Raw genomic sequence first — 21,016 nt, 5'->3', positions numbered from 1 at the left:
GCAATGCGGACCATGCGACGCGGCTTTACACAGAGCTACGCTCTTCCCGACGAATTGAAGGGCATGCTCACGCGCCGGCTGAACGAATTGCTCGGCATGGCGCTGATCGCCATGGCCGGGCTCGGGGCAATCGCCCTGGCGACCTGGTCGGTGCAGGATGCGAGCTACAACCATGTCGGCGGGGAGCTGCCGATCCGCAACTGGCTCGGCTTTGGCGGAGCCGTGGTGGCGGACTTCCTCACCCAGATGCTCGGCATCGCTTCGATCGCCCTGCTGGCGCCGATCGCCTTCCTGGGCTGGCGCCTGCTCGCCCACAAGGCCATCGATTCGCAGCGCATGCGCCTGATCTGCCTGGTGGTGGGCGTGCTCCTTGCCGCCGGCTTTGCCTCCGGCCTGCCGATCACCGCCCATTGGCCGCTGCCCACGGGCCTGGGCGGTGCGGTGGGCGACTGGGTCTTCTATCTTTTCGCCCCCTTCCTGTTCGCTCGCCACTCGGCGCTTCTCCAGGGCGTCCTGACGCTCGTGCTGGGCGCCGGCGCCTTCGGCACTCTCGCCCTCGCCGCTGGCTTCTTCTTCCACTACACCGAGGAGGAGCGCCCGGCACCGGAACTGCCGATGCGTATTCGCGGCCAGCCCCGTCGCATTCGCGAGGAAGAGGAGGATGACGACGAACGCTCCGCCTTTCTCGGCCACGTGCTGCATTGGGGCCTGATGGCCAAGAGCGCCCTGTTCCGCAAGCGGGTAAAGGTGGTGCCGCAGCGCGTCGCGCCGCCGATGAACCGGCCCGGCGGCATCGCCGATCTCTTCGCTCGCGTGCGGGCCGCCGCCCAGCACTTCACACGCCCGCCGGAGGAAGCCGATGCCGCGCCTTTGCGCCGGGAGCCGGCCTTCACGCCGCGCACGGCACCGCGCCCCGACGCCCGCCGCCCCCACGAGGCGATCTCCCTCGACGGAGAGGAATTGCCGGAGGCCGTCGACCAGTATTCGGGCAGCCGAGACGCCTATACTCCCTATGAGGACGAGGAGGACGAGGCTCCGCCCGTCCGTGCACCCAGGCGACCGCTGATCAGTGCCGAGGAGGCTGCCCGACGGGTCGAGCCGACGCTCACCTCCACTCGTGTCGGCCAGCCCGCAGCCGCACCCAAGCAGGGCAAGCGCCTCGTACGCGAAAGCGAGCCGGATTTCCCCTTCGAGCATCGCTACGAGCTGCCGCCCCTGAGTCTGCTGACCGAGCCGAAAAAGACGCCCGGCACGTCGATTTCGCAGGATGCGCTCGAACAGAATGCGCGCCTGCTGGAGGGCGTGCTCGAGGATTTCGGCGTGCGTGGCGAGATCATCAACGTACGCCCGGGACCAGTGGTCACGCTGTACGAACTGGAGCCGGCCGCCGGCATCAAGGCCGCCCGCGTCATCGGCTTGGCGGACGACATTGCGCGCTCGATGTCCGCTCTCTCCGCCCGTGTTGCCGTGGTACCCGGCCGTAATGTCATCGGCATCGAACTGCCGAATGCCAAGCGCGAAATGGTGTATTTCCGCGAGTTGCTTGCCTCGGAGGACTTCGAAAAGTCGAGGTTCAAGCTGGCATTGGCGTTGGGCAAGACAATTGGCGGCGAGCCCGTGATGGCGCAACTCGAGAAGATGCCGCATCTGCTCGTAGCCGGCACGACCGGCTCGGGTAAGTCGGTCGCCATCAACACCATGATCCTGTCGCTGCTCTACCGCCTCAAGCCGGATGAGTGCCGCATGATCATGGTCGATCCGAAGATGCTGGAACTCTCCATCTATGACGGCATCCCACATCTGCTCGCCCCCGTCGTCACCGACATGAAGAAGGTGGTCCTCGCCCTGAAATGGGCGGTGCGCGAGATGGAAGAGCGCTACAAGAAGATGGCCAAGCTCGGTGTGCGCAACATCGACGGCTACAACCAGCGCGCCGCCGAGGCCAAGGCCAAGGGCGAGACGGTGATGCGCACCGTGCAGACCGGGTTCGACAAGGAGACCGGACAGGCACTCTACGAACAGGAGGAAATGGACCTCTCGCCGGTGCCCTACATTGTGATCGTCGTCGACGAGATGGCCGACCTGATGATCCAGGAAGGCAAGAATGTGGAAGGGCCGATCCAGCGTCTCGCGCAGATGGCACGCGCCGCCGGCATCCACCTGATCATGGCGACGCAGCGTCCCTCGGTCGACGTCATCACCGGCACGATCAAGGCGAACTTCCCGACCCGCATCTCCTTCCAGCTCACCACCAAGATCGACAGCCGCACCATCCTGGGCGAGCAGGGTGCCGAACAGCTCCTCGGCCAGGGCGACATGCTGCACATGGCCGGCGGCGGGCGCATCTCGCGCGTGCACGGCCCCTTCGTCTCGGACGAGGAGGTGGAGAAGGTCGTCACCCATCTGAAGGCCCAGGGTCGGCCCGACTATCTCGATGCCATCACCGCGGATGAGGATGAGGGTGGCGAGGACGAGGCCGCCGACGGAGCCGTGTTCGACAAGGGCGCCTTCGGGGCAGAGGATGGCGGCGACCTCTACGACCAGGCGCTCAAGGTGGTGATGCGCGACAAGAAGTGCTCCACCTCCTATATCCAGCGCCGGCTGCAGATCGGCTACAACCGCGCCGCCTCGCTGGTGGAGCGCATGGAAAAGGAAGGCATCGTCGGTCCGGCCAACCACGCCGGCAAGCGCGAGATCCTGGTCTACAGCCGTGACATCAAGGGCGCCGGCGAAGAGGACGGCGAGGAGGGCGAAGAGTAGGGGCGCCACGCTGCCTCCCCTCCCGAGTCGGGAGAGGGGCCGGGGGTGAGGGGTTAAGCCTTCGGCAGTCTAGTCGAAATCATGACAGTAGCAGAAACCCGCGCTCTACATTTCGAGGTCTAGACCCTCACCCCTGACTCCTCTCCCACACGGGAGAGGGGAAGCGCGCCTCTATCACCGAGAGCTCCCATGCCCAATCTGGTCGGCAATCGCTTCGAAATCGAAGGCAGCGCGGCAGCGCTGGAGCAGTTCGTCTCGCGTAGCTGCCTGGCCCTCAAGGATGGCAGCATCGCCATCGATTTAGAGCGAGTGATACCTCTGCCGAAGAGCCTCGCTGACGACGAACTCCGGCGATGGCGCGGTGACAATTGGGGCACGAGCTACAGCCAGGATTTCGAGACGATCGAACGCACCTCGACCCGCCTGGTCCTTCGATTCTGGACACCCTGGTCGCCGCCCTTCGGGATCTACCGTGCCCTCGCGACGCGCCACCCAGACCTGCACCTGCTGGCGGAGGCGGCGGAGGATGGCGGCAACGAAACCGCTTACCGCTTCATCGCCAAGGACGGGGCCTTCAGCGAAAGCGAGCCCGAGCTCACGGACGAATTCATCTCGCATGTCACCGGCTATCCTCCCGGCGATGTCGAGTTCGACCCCGTGCAATTCGCCGCGCTCAAACCAAGCCGTCCGTCGCTGCTCGCCCGGATCCGCAAGGCGCTCGCAGACATGTTCGGAGGACGCCAATAGGGTGAATCCGCGAAGAATAGAGCCCCGGCCTGCTCCCTTCTCCCGTGTGGGAGAGGGGAAGCACGTCATCACACCTTCGTCCGGGCGGCGGTGAAGATCGCCGCCTGTTCGCGCAGCGTGGGTTCGCCGTCCTGGCGGCGCGAGGGTATCATCCAGCCGCCGCCGACGGCGAGGATGTTGCGCACCGCGCCATAGGCGGCGAGCTTGCCCGAATCGATGCCGCCGGTGGTGACGAAACCCACGCCCTCGAAGATGTTGGCGTAGTCGGACAGCACGGTCGGGCCGTTGGAGGCTTCCGAAGGATAATATTTCAGGACCGTATAGCCCCATTCCACCGCCTGCATCACTTCCGAGGCCGTGAGAGCGCCAGGCATGTGCAAGAGCCCGGCAGCCTTGACTGCCGCGTGCAGGACCGGTGTCAGGCCCGGGCTGACGCCGAAGGCGGCGCCGGTCTCGATGGCGAGTTTTACCTGAGCTTCTCGCAACAGCGTGCCTGCCCCGAAGACGCAGGCCGGATGCCGTGCCTTCGCCTCGCGCAGCACCTGCGGGGCCTCGGGCGTGCGGAACAGGATCTCGATTACCGGCGCGCCTTCCTCGACCAGGAGGTCGATGTCGCGCAGCCCCTCCTCGATCGAGCGCACCGCCATCACGGGCAGGATCGGAAAGGCGGCGATGCGGTCCCTCAACTCAGCGGCGTTCATGCGACTTCCTCCTCGACGAGCATGGCGGCTTCCACTTCCTCCCGTCCCGGCGTGCCGAGGCGGCCGCCGAAGCTGCGGCATTTCAGGGCGGCGGCGGCATTGGCGAAGGCGATCGCCCGGGCGATCGACGCGCCCTCGGCGATGGCGAGGGCAAAGGCGCCGTGAAAGACGTCGCCCGCCGCCAGCGTATCCACCGCCTCGACTTTGGGCGGACGAAGCTGGCGTATCCGGCCGCTTTCGCGCTCCAGCCAGTAGCAGCCCTCGGGGCCGGCGGTGATGGCGAGGAAGCCATCGAGCCGCCCGGCGAGGGCCGGCAGCGCTTCGGCCGGCGTCGCGGTGCCGCTGAAGGCAAGGGCGGCGGGCTCGGAGAACACCACGTGGGTGGCGAGGCCTGCGAGTTCGCCGATCACGGCCTGCGGGCCGGTATCGGCGTCCAGCACGGCAGGCTTGCCGGCGGCGCGTGCCGCCTTCAGCACCGCCGCCGCACCTTCCGGCCAGCGCACGTCGACCAGGGCGGCATCGGCGCCGGCGACGAGGTCCAGCGGCAGCCACGACGGGTCCTTGCCGAGGGCGGGATCATAATAGGGCACAACCAGCCGCTCGCCTTGCCGGTCGATCAGTACGGTGCAGATCGGCGAGCGCACGCCCGGCACCCTGCGCACGAAGCGGCAATCGATCCCGGCTTCGGAGAGATCCGCGATGATCCTTTCGCCCACGCCATCATCGCCGACGCGCGAGAAGAGCGTGGCCCGCCCGCCCAGCCTGGCAGCGGCCGCCGCCGCGCTCGCCGCCATGCCGTGCGCGACCTCGACCGCATGCAAGGGCAGTACCTTTCCGGGGCCGGTCGGCAGCGTCTCCATGCGGAAGATCGAATCGAAGGAGGACGCGCCGCTGCATACGACATGCGCTGGCCGGAGGGGGGAATGAGGCACGGAGAATTCCTGGGAGCGCGGACTGTCAGTCCGCTCTTGTAGACATGGCGCTGCCGGACGGCGTGCGAGCCAGTTCGCCAGCATTTGCACGATGAAAGCATCCTTTCCAGGAGCGGACAAGATGTCCGCGCTCCCAGGATTCTCCTCGACGGCACTCCCTCTCCGGCCTAGACTCTGAAAATGGCTTCCTTTTTCTATATCCTCGTTCCCTTCGCCATTCTTGCCGTCGCGATCGTACTCGGCATGGGCTTGCACAACATGATGAAGGGCGGCGACGGCCAACGATCGCAAAAGCTCATGCAGTTGCGCGTGCTGCTGCAGGCGGTGGCGATCGCCATCATCATGGCGGCGATCTACTTCGCCCATAAATAGGGGCGGGCGAGTCGGCGGGTCGTGCGACCATCGTTGCATTCCTGCATCAAGGGTTAACAATTCCTTGCCTGCCGGCGCCGTGATGCTTGGCGGACGATTCCCCTCTGCTACCGTGCCGGGAATCACGAGGATGTTCGTCCATGCGCCACGTCCTTTTTCCGGTGCTGTTCCTGCTTCTCATGGTGGTCGCCGCTCATGCGGGCGATGCCACCGCCGCTTCCTTCGGCGCGGATCCCTTCATCAACGAATTGCGCTTCGGTGGCCTGCTGCACGATCCCGGCAGTCCGGAGAACGGCACCGGCCCGGACTTCAACGCCGAGATACTGTTCGCCAAGCCGTGGGGCACGGATGCGCAATGGTGGCTGCCACGTCCGAATCTTGGCGCCACGCTGAATTTCGGCGGCGGTACTTCCACGGTCTATGCGGGCGTCGCCTGGCAATACGCCGTGACCCAGCGCATCTTCATAGAGGGTATCTTCGGCGGCAGCCTTAACAATGGGGATGACAAGGCGCCCGGCCGCAGCGATCTCGGCTGCCGCGGATTGTTCCGCGAATCGGCGAGCCTCGGCTTCGATCTGACGGCGCATTGGCGCGTCATGGCGACCATCGAGCACAATTCGAACGCGGGCTTGTGCGACAGCAATCGCGGCCTGACGAATTATGGGGCGCGGATCGGGTACAAGTTCTAGGACTGTTCGCCTGTTCTGCCTTCACCCCGGACCGATTCGTCTGCGGACGTTCGGCCGTGCCGTCAGGAGTGTCCATGGTTCGCCTCAACAAGATCTACACCCGCACCGGGGATGACGGCTCGACCGGGCTCGGCACAGGCGAACGGCGTTCGAAGGCGGACCTGCGCGTGGAGGCCTACGGCACGGTGGACGAGGCCAATGCCTGCATCGGGCTGGCCCGACAGCACAGCGGGCGCGAGGACGGCGACGTGGACGCCATGCTCGCCCGCATCCAGAACGACATGTTCGATCTCGGTGCGGATCTGAGTACGCCCGAGGGAGGCGAGAAGGCGATCACCTGGACGCCGTTGCGCATCGTCCAGAATCAGGTGGACCGGCTGGAGGCCGAGATCGACGCCATGAACGCCACCCTGCCGGCCCTGAAGAGCTTTGTCCTGCCGGGTGGTTCGCCGTGCGCCAGCTATCTGCATCTTGCCCGTACCGTCAGTCGCCGGGCGGAGCGGGCGATGGTGGCGTTGTCGCAGACGGCGGGCGAGATCGTCTCCCCCGAGGCTCTGCGCTACATCAACCGGCTATCCGATCACCTCTTCGTGGCCAGCCGCTATCTCAACCACAAGGCGAGCGGGGATATATTGTGGGTGCCGGGGGAGAACAGATAGTTGGAGCGCAGGCGCTGACCTACGCTGGAAAGGGCGCGGTTGGAGTGTCGATCACCGATCGACATTCCTGGAAACGCCGTGCCTTGCGGAAGGGAAGATGTCGATCGGTGATCGACACTCCAATCGCCAGGAATGGCCACCCGCCTTACGTGCATTTAATCTGCCTCGCCTCTCCCGCACTCGATTTCGCCATCTTTCATTTACCTTGATGATTCATGATCAAGGCCATGAAAAAATCGCTTCTGCCTGCCCTCGCCCTGCTCGCCCTCTCGGCTCTGCCGGCTTCCGCGGCATCCTTCCAGTCGTGTCTCGCCGCCATCGGCGCGCGGGCGCAGGCGGCGGGAGTGTCGCCCTCCGTCTTCAGCCGCCAGACAAGCGGCCTGCAGCCGGACATGACCGTCATCGACGCCATGAACAAACAGCCGGAGTTCAAGACGCCGATCTGGGACTACATGGCGAGCCTCGTCGACGCCCAGCGGGTGGCCGACGGCAAGCAGATGCTCTCGCGCTACGGCTCCGTGCTGGCGGGCGTGCAGCGCCGTTACGGCGTCGATCCAGCCACCGTGGTGGCGGTGTGGGGCGTCGAATCCAATTACGGCGAGAGCCAAGGCACCCGCCCGCTCGTGCAGTCCCTCGCCACGCTAGCCTGCTATGCCGGCCGCCGGCAGGGTTATTTCGAGGGGGAACTGATCGCCACGCTGAAGATCATCCAGCGCGGCGACGTGAACCCCAACCATCTGGTCGGTTCCTGGGCTGGCGCCTTCGGCAATACCCAGTTCATGCCCTCGACCTTCCTGCGCCTTGCCGTGGACGGGGATGGCGACGGGCGGCGCGACGTCGTCGATTCCGTGCCCGATGCCCTCGCTTCCACGGCGAACTACCTTGCCAAGGCCGGATGGGTGCCCGGTACCCGCTGGGGCTATGAGGTACGCCTGCCGGCAAGCTTCAAGCCGGGTCTCGCCGGGCGTACGAAGAAGCGCGCTCTTTCCGCCTGGGCGGCAATGGGCGTGACCCGGGTCGATGGTTCGCCTCTCGCAGGCGAGGGCAGGGCGGCTATCCTGCTGCCAGCCGGCCCACGCGGGCCGGCCTTCATCACTTTCCGCAATTTCGATGCGATCTATTCCTACAACGCGGCCGAATCCTACGCTCTGGCCATTGCCCATCTCTCGGATCGCATCAAGGGCGGGTCGCCGTTCGTGACGCCCTGGCCTACCAACGATCCCGGCCTGTCGCGCGCCCAACGCAAGGAACTGCAGGCGCTCCTGATCCGTTCGGGCTATGATGTCGGCACGCCGGACGGCTCGATCGGGGACAAGACGATCACGGCGATCAAGGACGTCCAGCGGCGCCTCGGTCTTCCCGTCACCGGCCACCCGGGCGTTCAGGTTCTGACGGCTTTGCGGCGCGGATAGAAGCGTGGGGAGGTATCCGGTCGCCGGGCCTTCGGACGCGGCGTTGATCTGCCTCAAGTCCATGTGGCGGCCAGGTTGATGGAAGGAGAAGATAATCATGGCGCCGCCAGGTGGCGTTTCTCCGCTCGGTCTGGCCTGCGGCGATTTTACGCCGTGAGCCACGGTTTCATTCCTCAGCGTGCCGGTCGAATCCGTCTAAATCCCCTTTGGAGGAGGGGATGTTCGTTTGGAGGAGGCGATTTTCCTAGCCGTTTATGCAATATTGCATGGGACGGTGATTGCACCCGCGACGTATGATCCCTAGAATAAAGCCGATAAACGCTGTAGAACGGTTCCATGTCGACCACAGTCATTCATATCGATCGCTCCGCCAAGACGGCCTCGCCAGAGGCGATCTCTTCGCGCGAACAGGTCCCCGCCCGCGACCACCAGCGTACAGGCTGCCCGTTCCATGATGTGCGTTCGATGCTGCGTGACGTGGGCCTTCGCCCCACGAGGCAGCGTCTGGCGCTCGGCTGGCTGCTCTTCCAGAAGGGCGATCGCCACATCACAGCCGAGATTCTGCACGACGAGGCTTCCAAGGCGCGTGTGCCGGTGTCGCTGGCGACCGTCTACAACACGCTGCACCAGTTCACCGAGGTCGGCCTGCTGCGTGAATTCGCGGTGGATGGTTCGAAGACCTATTTCGATACCAATGTTCACGAGCACCATCACTACTTCGTCGAGGGCGACAATGAAGTCCTCGACATTCCCGGTGAGGTTGGCATGGCGCAGATGCCGGACGTGCCCGATGGCTACGAGATCGCTCGCGTCGACGTGATCGTCCGCTTGCGCCGCAAGGACTGATTTTCGGGATCGCAGGCATCCGGGCCACGACCATCTCCGATGGTCCGGCGACAGCTCAACGGATTTGTGAGGGCGCAGACCAAATCGGTCGGCGCCCTTTCGCTTTGGAACAGATCGTCCGGAGCGGCAGGTAGTTCAGGGCACCTACGGCTTCAACCAGTCGAGTGTGCCAAGGGAGACAAGCGTCGCCACCACCACCGTCACTGCATATATGAAGCTGTGACGCCAGTTCTCCAGAGGGGAGTGGCGGCGCAGGCGCGGCGGGCGGGCGAGTATGAAGGCTGCGATCAGCAGCACCACCACCAGCCCGCCATGCTGGCTGCCGGTGGCAAGATCGTGCAGGAGGACGATGCTGCAGATCAGCAGCGTCGGAAACCACGCATGCCGGAACTCGGTGCGGAGGGAAGTCAGAAACTGCGCTAATGGCGGCATGATATCCTCGCGGGCGGCGGTATTTTCTTTGAATGTCGGCTTGTTTTCGGGGTAGGAGCCAAATACGGCGCGAACGTGCCGCCTGCATGGTTTCACGGGGGTATCCTCGGTCAAAGCAGGAGGTTTTGCGGCGAAATCCGCCGCCAGGGTTAAGGAATGGTTAAAAATTCCGGTCCGGACTGCTCTTGGCGGGGGCGCGCCGGGAACCTTGCTGCAGTCTGCATCGCCGGTCGTCTTCGGGCCTCCCTGGGCCTCTCGTCCCGAAGCGGGAACCCGCCGGCCTGCCCTAGCGAGATACGCTCTTCCCGCAGGCCAGTCCTGCGATCGTGAGCAATTTACAGCACGGCAGTAGCGGCTTTCCTGGAATCCTTCTATAAACGCCTCATATCGCGCTGCAAAAACTTCCTCGCGGACGCGAATTCCGCTGACCTATCATAGGCTTGGGCTGGGTTGCCCGGCCTCTTTCAGGGAACCTGCCATGGCCTCGCTCGACAGCTTCAAAGCCCGCAAGACACTGCAAGTGGGTGCGAAGACCTACACCTACTATTCATTGAAGGCAGCCGAGGCGAACGGCCTTTCCGGCATTTCCGCCCTGCCTGTCTCGATGAAGGTGCTGCTCGAGAACCTCCTGCGCTTCGAGGACGGGCGTTCGGTTTCCAAGTCAGACATCGAGGCGATCGCCGCCTTCCTGGTCAATCGCGGCAAGGCCGAGCGCGAGATCGCCTTCCGCCCCTCCCGCGTGCTGATGCAGGACTTCACCGGCGTTCCCGCGGTGGTCGACCTCGCAGCCATGCGAGACGCCATGAAGGCCTTGGGCGGGGACCCGTCCCGCATCAACCCGCTCGTGCCGGTGGATCTCGTCATCGATCATTCGGTGGTGGTTGATTATTTCGGCAACAAGGATGCCTTCAAGAACAACGTCGCCCGCGAGTACGAGCAGAACCAGGAGCGCTACCGCTTCCTGAAGTGGGGCCAGTCGGCGTTCGACAATTTCCGCGTGGTGCCGCCCGGCACCGGCATCTGCCACCAGGTCAATCTCGAATATCTCGCCCAGACGGTGTGGACGAAGGAGGAGGACGGCGTCACCCTCGCCTACCCCGACACGGTGGTGGGCACGGACAGCCACACCACCATGATCAATGGTCTGGGTGTTCTCGGCTGGGGCGTCGGTGGTATCGAGGCCGAGGCCTCCATGCTCGGCCAGCCGAATTCGATGCTGATCCCCGAGGTGATCGGCTTCCGTCTCACCGGCAGGCTGCCGGCCGGCGTCACCGCCACCGACCTCGTGCTCACCGTCACCCAGATGCTGCGCAAGAAGGGCGTGGTGGGCAAGTTCGTCGAGTTCTTCGGCCACGGCCTCGACCACATGACGCTGGAAGACAAGGCCACGATCGGCAACATGGCGCCGGAATATGGCGCCACCTGCGGCTTCTTCCCCGTCGATGCCGAGACCTTGAAGTATCTCGACAAGTCGGGCCGCAGTGCGGATCGCATCGCCCTCGTGGAGGCCTACAGCAAGGACCAGGGCATGTTCCGCACCTCGGGGAGCCCGGATCCGGTCTTCACCGATATCCTGGAACTGGACCTTGCCACCGTCCTGCCCTCGCTCGCCGGCCCCAAGCGTCCGCAGGATCGTGTGCTGCTGTCCGACGCCAAGGCGGGCTTCCTCGCAGCGCTCGAGGGTGAGTTCAAGAAGCCCGGCGAGGCCGGCAAGACTTCCGCGGTCGCCGGCACCGACTATGCGATCGGCCATGGTGCGGTGACCATCGCCGCGATCACCTCCTGCACCAACACCTCCAACCCGTCGGTGCTGGTGGCGGCCGGCCTGCTTGCCCGCAAGGCGGCGGCCAAGGGCCTGAAGTCGAAGCCCTGGGTGAAGACCTCGCTCGCCCCCGGGTCGCAGGTGGTGGAGGCCTATCTTTCGGAGTCCGGCCTGCAGAAGGATCTCGACGCGCTGGGCTTCAACCTGGTCGGCTTCGGCTGCACGACCTGCATCGGCAACTCCGGTCCGCTGCCCGAGCCGATCTCCGAGGCTGTCAACAAGGGCGATATCGTCGCCGCCGCGGTGCTTTCGGGCAATCGCAACTTCGAAGGCCGCGTCAATCCGGACGTGAAGGCGAACTACCTCGCCTCACCGCCGCTGGTGGTCGCCTACGCCCTCGCCGGCTCCCTGCAGGTGGACCTCACCATGGAGCCGCTCGGCACGGGCTCGGACGGCAAGCCGGTCTTCCTTTCCGACATCTGGCCCGATAGCGCCGAGATCCAGGCGGTGATCGACGAGTTCGTCACCAAGGCGATGTTCGTCTCCAAATATGCCGACGTCTTCAAGGGCGACGAGAACTGGCGGAAGATCTCTGCTCCCACGGGGCAGACCTATGCCTGGGACGAAGGTTCGACCTATGTGCAGAACCCGCCCTATTTCGTGGGTATGAGCAAGACGCCGGTGCCGCCGACCGATATCCACGATGCGCGCGTCCTCGGCCTCTTCCTCGACTCGATCACCACCGACCACATTTCTCCGGCCGGTTCGATCAAGGCGGCGAGCCCGGCAGGCGAATATCTGCGCGATCATCAGGTTCGCCCGGTGGACTTCAACCAGTACGGCACGCGGCGCGGCAATCACGAGGTGATGATGCGCGGTACCTTCGCCAACATCCGCATCAAGAACCAGATGCTGGCAGGCGTGGAGGGCGGCTTCTCCATCCACTATCCGGATGGCGGCGAGGCGCCGATCTATGACGTCGCCATGAAGTACAAGGCCGAGGGCGTGCCGCTGGTGGTGTTCGCCGGCAAGGAATATGGAACGGGCTCCTCGCGCGACTGGGCCGCCAAGGGAACGAAACTTCTGGGCGTGCGCGCCGTGATCGCCCAGAGTTTCGAGCGCATCCATCGCTCCAATCTGGTCGGCATGGGCGTGGTCCCCTTCACCTTCGCCGAAGGCACCTCCTGGCAGACGCTTGGCCTGAAGGGTGACGAGATGGTGACGATCAACGGCATCGAGACTATCAAGCCTCGTGCCGTGATCGAGGCCGAGATCACGAAGGCCGACGGCACGCTGGTCAAGACGCCACTGCTCTGCCGCATCGATACGCTCGATGAGCTCGACTACTTCAAGAACGGCGGAATCCTGCAGTACGTGCTGCGCAATCTGGCAGCCTGATGGCGGAAGGGCGGACTTCTCGTCCGCTCATCATCAATGACAGGTGGCGGTGCCCGGATTGAACATGCCCGCCTCCTGTCGCCGAATGTTTTTCAAGAGCGGGCAGGGATGCCCGCACACCCAGGATGCCCATGATCCCAGATACTCTCGTAGCCGGCTACAAATCCTTCCTCGGTGATCGCTTCGCCCGGGAACGGCAGCGCTATGAGACCCTGGCCGAGAAGGGACAGAATCCGGAGATCCTGGTGATCGGGTGCTGCGATTCACGTGTTTCGCCCGAAGTGATCTTCGATGCCGGGCCAGGCGAGCTCTTTGTGGTGCGTAATGTCGCCAACATCGTGCCTCCCTACGAGACCAACGGCCAGTTCCATGGCACCAGCGCCGCCATCGAGTTCGCGGTCGAAGGGCTCAAGGTCGGGCATATCGTGGTGATGGGCCATGCCAGCTGCGGCGGCATCCGCTCCTTCGCGGAGAAGCGCGCCCCGCTCTCTTCCGGCGACTTCATCGGCAAGTGGATGTCGATCATCGCGCCCGCAGCCGATACTCTGGAGGATCCCGGCGAGGTGCCCTCCGAAGATTACATGGCCCGCCTGAACCTGGCGGCCGTCGAGCAGAGCCTGGCCAATCTGATGACCTTCGGAAGTGTCCGCCGCCGCGTCGATGCCGGCGAACTCGAGCTACACGGGGCGTATTTCGGCATCGCCAGCGGGCACCTTCTCGTTCGCGATCCCGAGACCAAGCGCTTCGAGCCACTGATCAAGGACATTGGAACGCCGCCTTCTCTGATCAGAAGCTATTGAAGCGGCTTCAGGGCAGGGCTGTCGTTGCCGGCTGTATCCCTCGTGGGTCCTGTATCTCCTTCCCGGTTGTTCGGCCTGGCCCGGATGACAGCCTATACTCCTCGGGTTCATCGTGCCATGAACCGACCTGAAGCCATCTTGCCGCGGGGCACCGCCGGTGCCTATAGCGGCGGCAAGCGCCTCTTCACAGGTTGAGCCTTCACGATCGAGGTGTTCGTCTCGGCCCTGTCGATGATGCGGTCGAGGATCGCGTCGAGCTGGTCGATCGAGCGCAGATGCAGGCGAGCGATGAAGCAGTCGTCGCCCGTCACCTTGTCGCATTCGGAAAACTCGGGAATTTCCTCGATAAGCTGTTGCACGCGATGAAGCTGGCCCGGCAGGGGTCGGATGCGCACGATCGCCTGGAGCGCGTAGCCGAGGGCAGCCGGATCGACCTCCACGGTGAAGGCACGTATCACTCCGCGTTCCTCCAGCCTCTTCAGCCGTTCGGAGACGCTGGGGGAGGAAAGGCTCACCTTGGCTGCGAGATCCTTCAGGGAGATGCGGCCATCCCCCGCCAGGATTTCCAGGATATGCCGGTCGAGATCATCGAGCAAAGGACGACACTCCTCATTGCCTCATATAATCAGGATGAGGTAATGATACGCCTTTCCTAGCCCATGTAAACCCGATGATCTGCCGAATAGGATAGCAGCTCTTTCGCAGGGAGCCAAAACCATGGACAGGACACGCGGAGCGGCCGAGATGACGGCCGCCATGACAATCTCGGGGACGATCGGCTGGTTCGTCATTCAATCCGGCCAGGGCGTGATCGACGTGGTGTTCTGGCGCTGCCTGTTCGGGGCGGGAACGCTGGCGTTGGTCTGCCTGGGACTCGGCTTCCTGAGGGGCGGCGTCATCACGCTGCGCCAGGCGGGGCTGGCGGCGGTCGGGGGCGTGGCCATCGTGCTCAACTGGCTGCTGCTCTTCGCCGCCTATCCGCGCGCCTCGATCTCGATAGCGACCGCGGTCTACAATACACAGCCCTTCATGCTGGTCGGCTTCGGGGTGGTATTCTTCGCTGAGAAGCTGACCGTCGCCAGGCTTCTCTGGCTCGGCCTCGCCTTTGTTGGCATGGTCGGCATCGTTCAGGCCAAGGGCGGCGGCGTTGCGGGCACGGACTATCTCGGCGGAGTCCTCCTGGCGCTGGGCGCGGCCTTCTTCTATGCTGTCGCGGCGGTGGTCGCCAAGCGGCTCAGGGGCGTGCCTCCGCACCTCATCGCGCTGATCCAGGTCGTGGTGGGTATTGTGATGCTAGCGCCGCTTGCTCATTTCTCCGAGCTGCCGCATGAGGCGGGAACCTGGGCCATCCTCGTGACGCTTGGCGTGGTGCATACCGGGCTGATGTATATCCTGCTCTATGGAGCCATCCAGAGGTTGCCGACCAGCCTCACCGGCGCACTTTCCTTCATCTATCCGGTGGTGGCCATTCTGGTGGACCTCATCGCCTTCGGCCATCGCCTGCAGCCGACGCAGGTCGCCGGCGTCGCAGCCATCCTTCTGGCGGCCGCCGGCATGACGCTGGGGTGGACACCCCTGGGAGCGCGTGCGTCCTCGCCCGCGCTTCGCTCCCGCCAGGCGAGGCACTGAGGCCGAGTCCGGCCTATCCCATCGTCTCCAGTTCGGTGATCATGCCTTCGATCATCCCCAGGCCGATCTGCCAGAAGGCCGGATCCCTGGCGTCCAGGCCGAAGGGCTTCAGCAGTTCGGAGTGGTGCTTGGTGCCGCCCGCCGAGAGCATGGCGAGGTAGCGCTCGGCGAAGCCTTCATGCGCCTTCTCGTAGACGGCGTAGAGCGAGTTCACCAGGCAGTCGCCGAAGGCATAGGCGTAGACATAGAAGGGCGAGTGGATGAAGTGCGGGATATAGGTCCAGAACGTCTCGTAGCCCGGACTGATATGGATCGCCGGGCCGAGGCTCTCCGCCTGGACCGATAGCCAGATCTCGCCCAGCCGTTCCGAGGTCAACTCGCCCTGGCGGCGCTCGATATGGACCTTGCGCTCGAAGGAATAGAAGGCGATCTGGCGCACCACCGTATTGATCATGTCCTCGACCTTGGCGGCGAGCATGGCCTTCTTCTGCTCGGGGCTCGCCGCCCTGGCGAGAAGGGCACGGAAGGTCAGCATCTCGCCGAAGACGGACGCGGTCTCGGCGAGGGTCAGCGGGGTCGGCGCCATCAGCGCACCGTTGTGGCCGGCCAGCACCTGATGCACACCGTGGCCGAGTTCGTGGGCCAGCGTCATCACGTCGCGCGGCTTGCCCTGGTAGTTGAGCAGCACGTAGGGATGCGCCGAAGGCACGGTGGGGTGCGCGAAGGCGCCCGGCGCCTTGCCCGGGCGGATCGGCGCGTCGATCCAGCGCTCGTCAAAGAAGCGCTTGGCGATCCCGGCCATGCGTGGCGAGAAACCCGTATAGGCGTCGAGCACCGTTGCGCGCGCCTCTTCCCATTTGATCGCCTTGGCCTCCACCTTGGGAAGCGGTGCGTTGCGGTCCCAATGGTTGAGCTGGTCCATGCCGAACCACTTCGCCTTCAGCCGGTAATAGCGGTGCGACAGGCGAGGATAGGCGTCCTGCACGGCGGCGACGAGCGCATCCACAACCTCGCGTTCGACGCGGTTGGCGAGATGGCGGGAGTCGGCCACGTCCTCGAAGCCGCGCCAGCGGTCGGAAATTTCCTTGTCCTTGGCCAGCGTGTTGGTGACCAGCGTGAACAGTCGCAGATTATCCTTGAAGGTCCGGGCGAGGGCGTGGGCTGCATTCTCGCGCTTGGTCGGCGACGGGTCCTGCAGGAGATTGAGCGTCGGCTCCAGGGTCAGTTCCTGGTTGTCCTCCACCCTGAAGCGCAGGCCCGAAATCGTCTCGTCGAACAGCCTGTTCCAGGCGCCGCGCCCCGTGACGGACTTGTCGTGGAACAATTGTTCGATGCGGTCCTCGAGCTGGTGCGGCTTCTCGATGCGGATGTCGTCTAGCCAAGGCTTCCAATGGGCGAGCGCCTTGTCCTCCACCGCCTTGGCGAGAGCGGCGTCGTCGATGCGGTTGAGTTCCAGCGTGAAGAAGAGCAGGTGCGAGGAGGCGGTGGTCAGCTTGTCCTGCACGTCGCCGTAGAACTTGGCGCGCGCGGGATCGGTGGTGTCGCCGGCATAGACGAGGCCGGCAAAGGAGGCGATGCGCCCGAGGCGGTCCTCGATTTCTTCATAGGCCTTGATGACGGCGGCGAGCTTGCCCGCCCCGCCCTTGCCCGCCAGCACCTTCGCGAGCTTGCCCTTGTGGGCCTCCTCGAAGGCGATGCAGTCGGCCAGGCCCTTGTCGAGATCGGCGGCTATTTCCGGCGAATCGATCGAGGGATAGAGGTCGGCGAGGTTCCATTCCGGCAGGTGGCCGAGTTCGCCGCCCGTGCGGGGCGCCTGTGTCCTGGAGGCTTCGGACTTGGATTTCGCGGAGCCAGAGGCTGTCTTGCCGGCCATGGATTCTCCCTTTCGAGACGGGTCTCAGGGCACATATACACATCCCGGCCGGGAGGGGTAAGGCTTGAAAGGTGAGCATTCGTTAAGGATGCGGTACGCGTTTCCTCCCCACCGCGCAGAGAGGAACCGGGCTTCCGGCGGCGTCACGGCGGCCTTCGCGAATTTTCTCCAAACGTCGTTAAGCAGTCCTTCACGCTTCTGCCCCTAGATGATCCGAAACGGCACAAATGGGCATCTTGCCCATGGTTGAAGTGTGGCGGGGGTTTGATGGGCTCGACTGTTCTGATTGCCGACGATGATCCGGTACAAAGGCGGCTATTGGAGGCGATGGTGCGTAGGTTCGGCTACCACCCGCGCCTCGCCGATGGCGGCGAGGCCGCGCTGAGGGAACTGGAGGGCGGGTCTGTCGACCTCGTCATCCTCGACCTGGTGATGCCCGATCTGGATGGCATGGGCGTGCTCGGCCGCATGCGCGCCAGGGGTATCGACGTGCCGGCGATCGTGCAGACCGCACATGGCTCCATCGATGCGGTGATCTCCGCGATGCGGGCAGGGGCAGCGGATTTCGTGGTCAAGCCGGTGGGAGCGGAAAGGCTTCAGGTCTCCATCCGCAATGCCTTGAAGAACCGGGCTCTGGAGCGTGAGACCCGGCTCCTCGCCAAGCGCGCAGCGGGCACGCTCGGCTTCAGAGACCTGGCGAGCCGGAGCGCGGAGATGGAGCGCGTGATGCGCCTCGGCGAAAAGGCCGCCGCCTCGACCATTCCGGTGCTGATCGAAGGGGAGGCCGGCACCGGCAAGCACATGGTGGCCCGGGCCATTCATGGCGCGGGCGAGCGACGCGGCCGTCCGTTCGTCTCGGTCAACTGTGCTGCCCTGCCCGAGGAGGAGGCCGAGCGCATCCTGTTCGGACAGGAAAAGAATGCGTCGGGCGCGATCGACAGGCAGGCCGGCAAGCTGGCCGAGGCCCATGGCGGCACGCTCTTCCTGGACGATATCGGTGAGATGGCGCCGGCCTTGCAGTTCAAGCTCCTCGAAGCGCTGCGCAACGGGGAGATCGAGCCGTTGGGTTCGCGCCGTGCGGTGCGCACGGAATTCCGGGTAATCTCCGCCACGAGCCGCAACCTGATCGATCTCGTCAAGACCGGCCTGTTCCGTGAGGATCTCTACTACCGCCTGCATGTCTTTCCAATCATGCTTCCGCCCCTGCGGGTACGGCGCGAGGACATCGCCGATCTGGCCTGGCAATTCCTTGCCCGCTTCAGCGTCGAGGAGGGAAAGAAGATCCGTTCGATCTCCGCCGAGGCCTTCGCCATGCTGGCGGCCTATGATTGGCCCGGCAATGTACGCCAACTCGAGAATGCTATCTACCGGGCGGTGATCCTTGCGGAAGGCGACGAGATCGGCATTGCCGAATTGCCGCAGATCGCAGCACGGGTAGAGGGGTTCGACGTGCGCGTGCCGTCGGCGCCGCTGCTGCCGCCCAAGCCCGTCCATACCGGCCCGGCGATGATCACGGGACAACCTCTGCGCGAGATCATCACGGTGCGTGAACCGCACACCATGGCCATGCTCGATGCCCGGGGAGATGTCCGCACGATGGAATCACTGGAAGCTGATATGCTGAAATTCGCCATTCGCCACCACCGCGGGCAGATGACGGAGGTCGCACGCAAGCTCGGTATCGGCCGGTCGACGCTTTACCGTAAACTCAAGGAATTGGGCCTTGACGAAGCGACGATCGGCATGACACCCGAGGTCCTACATCAGGGGCAGCGGGTGGCGTGATTGTTCGCACACCAGAAATTGTCTTGAATCTGGCATAGTACTGGTCACTATCGAAATAATGGAAGTTGGCGCTTCAAACATTGCGCGCCAGGATTGAGGGATAAAATGAGTTACCGCTCCAATTTGTTGAGTTCGGTTGCTCTGGCGTTGGCCTTGAGCGCAGTATTGCTGCCTGCATTTGCCCAAGATAATAGCGCACCTGCGGTACCCGCGCTGAGCGCGGCCGAAAAGCAGAATGCCTTTGCCCCTGCGAGCCCGCAGACGGAACCGGCCGCGGCTTCGCCGAAGGAGCAGGCCGCGGTCAAGCAGCCGGCCCAGTCCGACGGAGATCCGGTTTCAACTTCAGCCCTGACACCCGCTCCGGTTGAGAACGTACCGGTGCCCGCTCCCGCGGCAGTGCCTCCTTCCGCTCCTGCCGAGAGCGTGACCGCTCCCGATGTTCCGACCTCGATTTCCACCACGCCGGGACCGGAAGGCGTGGTGCCTGCCAAGCCGGCCGACACTTCCGCCACCGCCTCCGCGTCACCTGTCGTTCCCTCCGCTTCAGACACGCCCGCCGCAGGCCCCACGCCCCAGATTCCGCCTGCAGTGCCCGAGGCGGCTCCTGTGCAGGCCGCGACTCCGCCCGCGACTGCCGCTCCTGCCGATGCCGCCGCTCCGCCCGAGCAGCCGGCCGCTCCCGTGCAGGCCGTAACGCCGCCCGCGGCGCCTGCTCCGGCCCAGGCATCCACTCCTGCCATCAATCCGGTCGCCCCGGTTCTGGCGGCGAAGCTCGCCGAGATCGCCAAGCGCGGCCCGTATGCGCAGGCGGTCAGTGATTTCTATACCCTGCGCGGCGGCGTTCCCCTCTGGGTGGAGAACGATGCTCTCACGCCGGTCGCCAAGGGGCTGATCGACCGCATGGGCCGTGCCGACGAGGACGGTCTCGATGCCAGCGCCTTCCGCGTGCCCGGACTTGACGCGCTGGGCAAGGGCGATGCCGGCGCGCAGGCCGACGCCGAGATCGCGATATCGCTGGCGGTGCTGAATTACATCCGCGAGGCTTCGTCCGGCCGGGTCGACACCAAGGAGATCGGACGCGACATCGTGGCTGCGCCCAACATGCCCGACGCGCTCGCGGCGCTCGCTTCGGTCGCGATCGCGTCCGATCCGGTGGCCGTGATGGACGGCTACAATCCGATCGCCCCGCAATATCTCGCCCTCAAGCGCAAGCTCGCCGAAGTGCGTGCCGCCAACGCCGCAACGGCGGAGAACCCGCCGCCCGTGGTGCCGTCGGGCCCGACCCTGAAGGTCGGCATGGCCGATACCCGCGTCGCGCTCCTGCGCACGCGCCTAGGCGTGACGGCGAGCGATGCGGACAACGACATCTATGATGAATCCCTGCGGAATGCGGTGCGCGATTTCCAGCTTCGGCGCAACCTCAAGCCGAATGGAACGCTCGGTCCTGCGACCGTTGCCGCGCTCAATTCCGGGCTGCGCCAGCCGCACGTCAATCTCGAGAACGAGATCGTCGCGAACATGGAACGCTGGCGCTGGCTTCCCCACGACATGGGCGTCTCCAACGTCATGGTGAACGTGCCGGAATATACGGTCCGCGTCACCAAGGACGGCGAACTGGTGCATGATGCCCGTGTGGTGGTGGGCAAGCCCAACACGCCGACGCCGATCTTCTCCGACACCATGGCCTTCGTGGTGATGAACCCCTCCTGGAACGTGCCCCAGTCGATCATCAAGAAGGAATATCTGCCCAAGCTCGCCAACGATCCCGACTACCTGCAGCGCCATGGCTTTGTGGTGACTTACGCCAACGGGCAGATGCAGGTAAGGCAGCCCCCGGGCGAGGACAATGCCCTCGGCCACATAAAATTCATGTTCCCTAACAATTTCTCGGTCTACCTCCACGATACCTCCTCGCGCAGCCTGTTCGCGAGGGACAAGCGGGCCTTTTCCCATGGCTGCGTGCGTGTGGATAACCCCTACAAGTTCGCCGAGATCGTCATGGGAGCGGATAATGGCTGGACCGCGGATCGCGTGGAGGGCCTGGTCGGGGGCAAAGAGCAGCGCATTGATTTGAAAGAGAAAATTCCTGTCCATATCGCCTATTTCACGGCCCGCGTGGACGATGATGGCGATCTGAAATTGTTCGACGACATCTATGGATACGACAGGAAGGTGATTTCGGCTCTTGGCCTTTCGGGCTGAAATCTGTTATGGATCGA

Annotated in this window: 17 protein-coding genes; 12 read left to right on the top strand and 5 right to left on the bottom strand. The window is 64.5% G+C overall.

Annotated elements, in window-relative coordinates; all coding sequences use genetic code 11:
• Positions 1-3 precede the first annotated feature (3 nt).
• Both AC6H34_RS06610 and AC6H34_RS06605 read left to right on the top strand, forming a co-directional pair.
• Positions 4-2,760 carry a DNA translocase FtsK gene (locus tag AC6H34_RS06610; RefSeq protein WP_497538276.1) on the top strand — a complete coding sequence of 919 codons (2,757 nt, stop codon included), beginning with the start codon at positions 4-6 and terminating at the stop codon, positions 2,758-2,760.
• Positions 2,761-2,949: 189 nt separating this feature from the next.
• The gene (locus tag AC6H34_RS06605) at positions 2,950-3,507 is read left to right on the top strand and encodes a hypothetical protein (RefSeq protein WP_497538275.1); all 558 of its coding nucleotides are present in this window, start codon (positions 2,950-2,952) and stop codon (positions 3,505-3,507) included.
• A 68-nt stretch (positions 3,508-3,575) separates the two neighbouring features.
• On the opposite strand, the gene AC6H34_RS06600 is transcribed toward AC6H34_RS06605, so the two are convergent.
• Both AC6H34_RS06600 and AC6H34_RS06595 read right to left on the bottom strand, forming a co-directional pair.
• On the bottom strand, positions 3,576-4,208 hold the full coding sequence (locus AC6H34_RS06600; RefSeq protein ID WP_448150764.1) for a bifunctional 4-hydroxy-2-oxoglutarate aldolase/2-dehydro-3-deoxy-phosphogluconate aldolase: 633 nt from the start codon (positions 4,206-4,208) through the stop codon (positions 3,576-3,578).
• Positions 4,205-5,140, bottom strand: coding sequence for a PfkB family carbohydrate kinase (locus AC6H34_RS06595; RefSeq protein WP_497538274.1), 936 nt, complete (start codon positions 5,138-5,140; stop codon positions 4,205-4,207). The genes AC6H34_RS06600 and AC6H34_RS06595 overlap by 4 nt, the downstream gene beginning before the upstream one ends.
• Positions 5,141-5,320: 180 nt before the next feature.
• Here AC6H34_RS06595 and AC6H34_RS06590 point away from each other — a divergent pair, with 180 nt between their 5' ends.
• The 5 genes from AC6H34_RS06590 (at position 5,321) to irrA (ending at position 9,118) form a co-directional block, all read left to right on the top strand.
• The gene (locus tag AC6H34_RS06590) at positions 5,321-5,512 is read left to right on the top strand and encodes a twin transmembrane helix small protein (RefSeq protein ID WP_448150766.1); all 192 of its coding nucleotides are present in this window, start codon (positions 5,321-5,323) and stop codon (positions 5,510-5,512) included.
• A gap of 140 nt (positions 5,513-5,652) precedes the next feature.
• A complete protein-coding gene (locus AC6H34_RS06585; protein ID WP_497538273.1) occupies positions 5,653-6,201 on the top strand; it encodes an acyloxyacyl hydrolase in 549 nt (182 codons plus the stop codon).
• Between the two features lie 74 nt (positions 6,202-6,275).
• Positions 6,276-6,860 carry a cob(I)yrinic acid a,c-diamide adenosyltransferase gene (locus tag AC6H34_RS06580; protein ID WP_497538272.1) on the top strand — a complete coding sequence of 195 codons (585 nt, stop codon included), beginning with the start codon at positions 6,276-6,278 and terminating at the stop codon, positions 6,858-6,860.
• Between the two features lie 227 nt (positions 6,861-7,087).
• A complete protein-coding gene (locus AC6H34_RS06575; RefSeq protein WP_497538271.1) occupies positions 7,088-8,272 on the top strand; it encodes a lytic murein transglycosylase in 1,185 nt (394 codons plus the stop codon).
• A 336-nt stretch (positions 8,273-8,608) separates the two neighbouring features.
• Positions 8,609-9,118 (top strand): iron response transcriptional regulator IrrA, encoded by a 510-nt coding sequence (irrA, locus tag AC6H34_RS06570; protein WP_448150770.1) that lies wholly within the window; start codon positions 8,609-8,611, stop codon positions 9,116-9,118.
• 144 nt (positions 9,119-9,262) lie between these two features.
• Here the strand turns inward: irrA and AC6H34_RS06565 are convergent, their stop codons facing one another.
• Entirely contained in the window at positions 9,263-9,550 is a 288-nt protein-coding gene (locus AC6H34_RS06565) for a hypothetical protein (protein ID WP_448150771.1), read from the bottom strand.
• 478 nt (positions 9,551-10,028) lie between these two features.
• On the opposite strand from AC6H34_RS06565, the gene acnA reads away from it, so the two are divergent.
• Both acnA and AC6H34_RS06555 read left to right on the top strand, forming a co-directional pair.
• Complete coding sequence (acnA, locus tag AC6H34_RS06560) at positions 10,029-12,710, top strand: aconitate hydratase AcnA (protein WP_497538270.1); 2,682 nt, start codon at positions 10,029-10,031, stop codon at positions 12,708-12,710.
• Between the two features lie 131 nt (positions 12,711-12,841).
• Positions 12,842-13,510 (top strand): carbonic anhydrase, encoded by a 669-nt coding sequence (locus AC6H34_RS06555; protein ID WP_448150773.1) that lies wholly within the window; start codon positions 12,842-12,844, stop codon positions 13,508-13,510.
• A 161-nt stretch (positions 13,511-13,671) separates the two neighbouring features.
• Here AC6H34_RS06555 and AC6H34_RS06550 read toward each other — a convergent pair whose 3' ends face one another.
• Complete coding sequence (locus AC6H34_RS06550) at positions 13,672-14,106, bottom strand: Lrp/AsnC family transcriptional regulator (protein WP_448150774.1); 435 nt, start codon at positions 14,104-14,106, stop codon at positions 13,672-13,674.
• 121 nt (positions 14,107-14,227) lie between these two features.
• On the opposite strand from AC6H34_RS06550, the gene AC6H34_RS06545 reads away from it, so the two are divergent.
• A complete protein-coding gene (locus AC6H34_RS06545; RefSeq protein WP_497538269.1) occupies positions 14,228-15,139 on the top strand; it encodes a DMT family transporter in 912 nt (303 codons plus the stop codon).
• 13 nt (positions 15,140-15,152) lie between these two features.
• Here the strand turns inward: AC6H34_RS06545 and AC6H34_RS06540 are convergent, their stop codons facing one another.
• A complete protein-coding gene (locus AC6H34_RS06540) occupies positions 15,153-17,012 on the bottom strand; it encodes a M3 family oligoendopeptidase (protein WP_448150776.1) in 1,860 nt (619 codons plus the stop codon).
• Positions 17,013-17,279: 267 nt separating this feature from the next.
• Here AC6H34_RS06540 and AC6H34_RS06535 point away from each other — a divergent pair, with 267 nt between their 5' ends.
• Both AC6H34_RS06535 and AC6H34_RS06530 read left to right on the top strand, forming a co-directional pair.
• Positions 17,280-18,797 (top strand): sigma-54-dependent transcriptional regulator, encoded by a 1,518-nt coding sequence (locus AC6H34_RS06535; RefSeq protein ID WP_448150777.1) that lies wholly within the window; start codon positions 17,280-17,282, stop codon positions 18,795-18,797.
• Positions 18,798-18,950: 153 nt separating this feature from the next.
• Positions 18,951-20,999, top strand: coding sequence for a L,D-transpeptidase family protein (locus AC6H34_RS06530; protein WP_497538268.1), 2,049 nt, complete (start codon positions 18,951-18,953; stop codon positions 20,997-20,999).
• The last annotated feature ends 17 nt before the right edge of the window (positions 21,000-21,016 follow it).

Source organism: Labrys sp. ALF-8, assembly GCF_059699065.1.
The sequence above is the reverse complement of the archived record's forward strand: the minus strand, read 5'-3'. Positions and strand labels throughout refer to the sequence as shown.

Bases quoted from the DNA above. Each gene is read 5' to 3' on its own strand.
- AC6H34_RS06610 (WP_497538276.1), top strand. From the start codon at position 4: ATGCGGACCATGCGACGCGGCTTTACACAGAGCTACGCTCTTCCCGAC.
- AC6H34_RS06605 (WP_497538275.1), top strand. From the start codon at position 2,950: ATGCCCAATCTGGTCGGCAATCGCTTCGAAATCGAAGGCAGCGCGGCA.
- AC6H34_RS06600 (WP_448150764.1), bottom strand. From the start codon at position 4,208: ATGAACGCCGCTGAGTTGAGGGACCGCATCGCCGCCTTTCCGATCCTG.
- AC6H34_RS06590 (WP_448150766.1), top strand. From the start codon at position 5,321: ATGGCTTCCTTTTTCTATATCCTCGTTCCCTTCGCCATTCTTGCCGTC.
- AC6H34_RS06585 (WP_497538273.1), top strand. From the start codon at position 5,653: ATGCGCCACGTCCTTTTTCCGGTGCTGTTCCTGCTTCTCATGGTGGTC.
- AC6H34_RS06580 (WP_497538272.1), top strand. From the start codon at position 6,276: ATGGTTCGCCTCAACAAGATCTACACCCGCACCGGGGATGACGGCTCG.
- AC6H34_RS06575 (WP_497538271.1), top strand. From the start codon at position 7,088: ATGAAAAAATCGCTTCTGCCTGCCCTCGCCCTGCTCGCCCTCTCGGCT.
- irrA (WP_448150770.1), top strand. From the start codon at position 8,609: ATGTCGACCACAGTCATTCATATCGATCGCTCCGCCAAGACGGCCTCG.
- AC6H34_RS06565 (WP_448150771.1), bottom strand. From the start codon at position 9,550: ATGCCGCCATTAGCGCAGTTTCTGACTTCCCTCCGCACCGAGTTCCGG.
- acnA (WP_497538270.1), top strand. From the start codon at position 10,029: ATGGCCTCGCTCGACAGCTTCAAAGCCCGCAAGACACTGCAAGTGGGT.
- AC6H34_RS06555 (WP_448150773.1), top strand. From the start codon at position 12,842: ATGATCCCAGATACTCTCGTAGCCGGCTACAAATCCTTCCTCGGTGAT.
- AC6H34_RS06545 (WP_497538269.1), top strand. From the start codon at position 14,228: ATGGACAGGACACGCGGAGCGGCCGAGATGACGGCCGCCATGACAATC.
- AC6H34_RS06540 (WP_448150776.1), bottom strand. From the start codon at position 17,012: ATGGCCGGCAAGACAGCCTCTGGCTCCGCGAAATCCAAGTCCGAAGCC.
- AC6H34_RS06535 (WP_448150777.1), top strand. From the start codon at position 17,280: ATGGGCTCGACTGTTCTGATTGCCGACGATGATCCGGTACAAAGGCGG.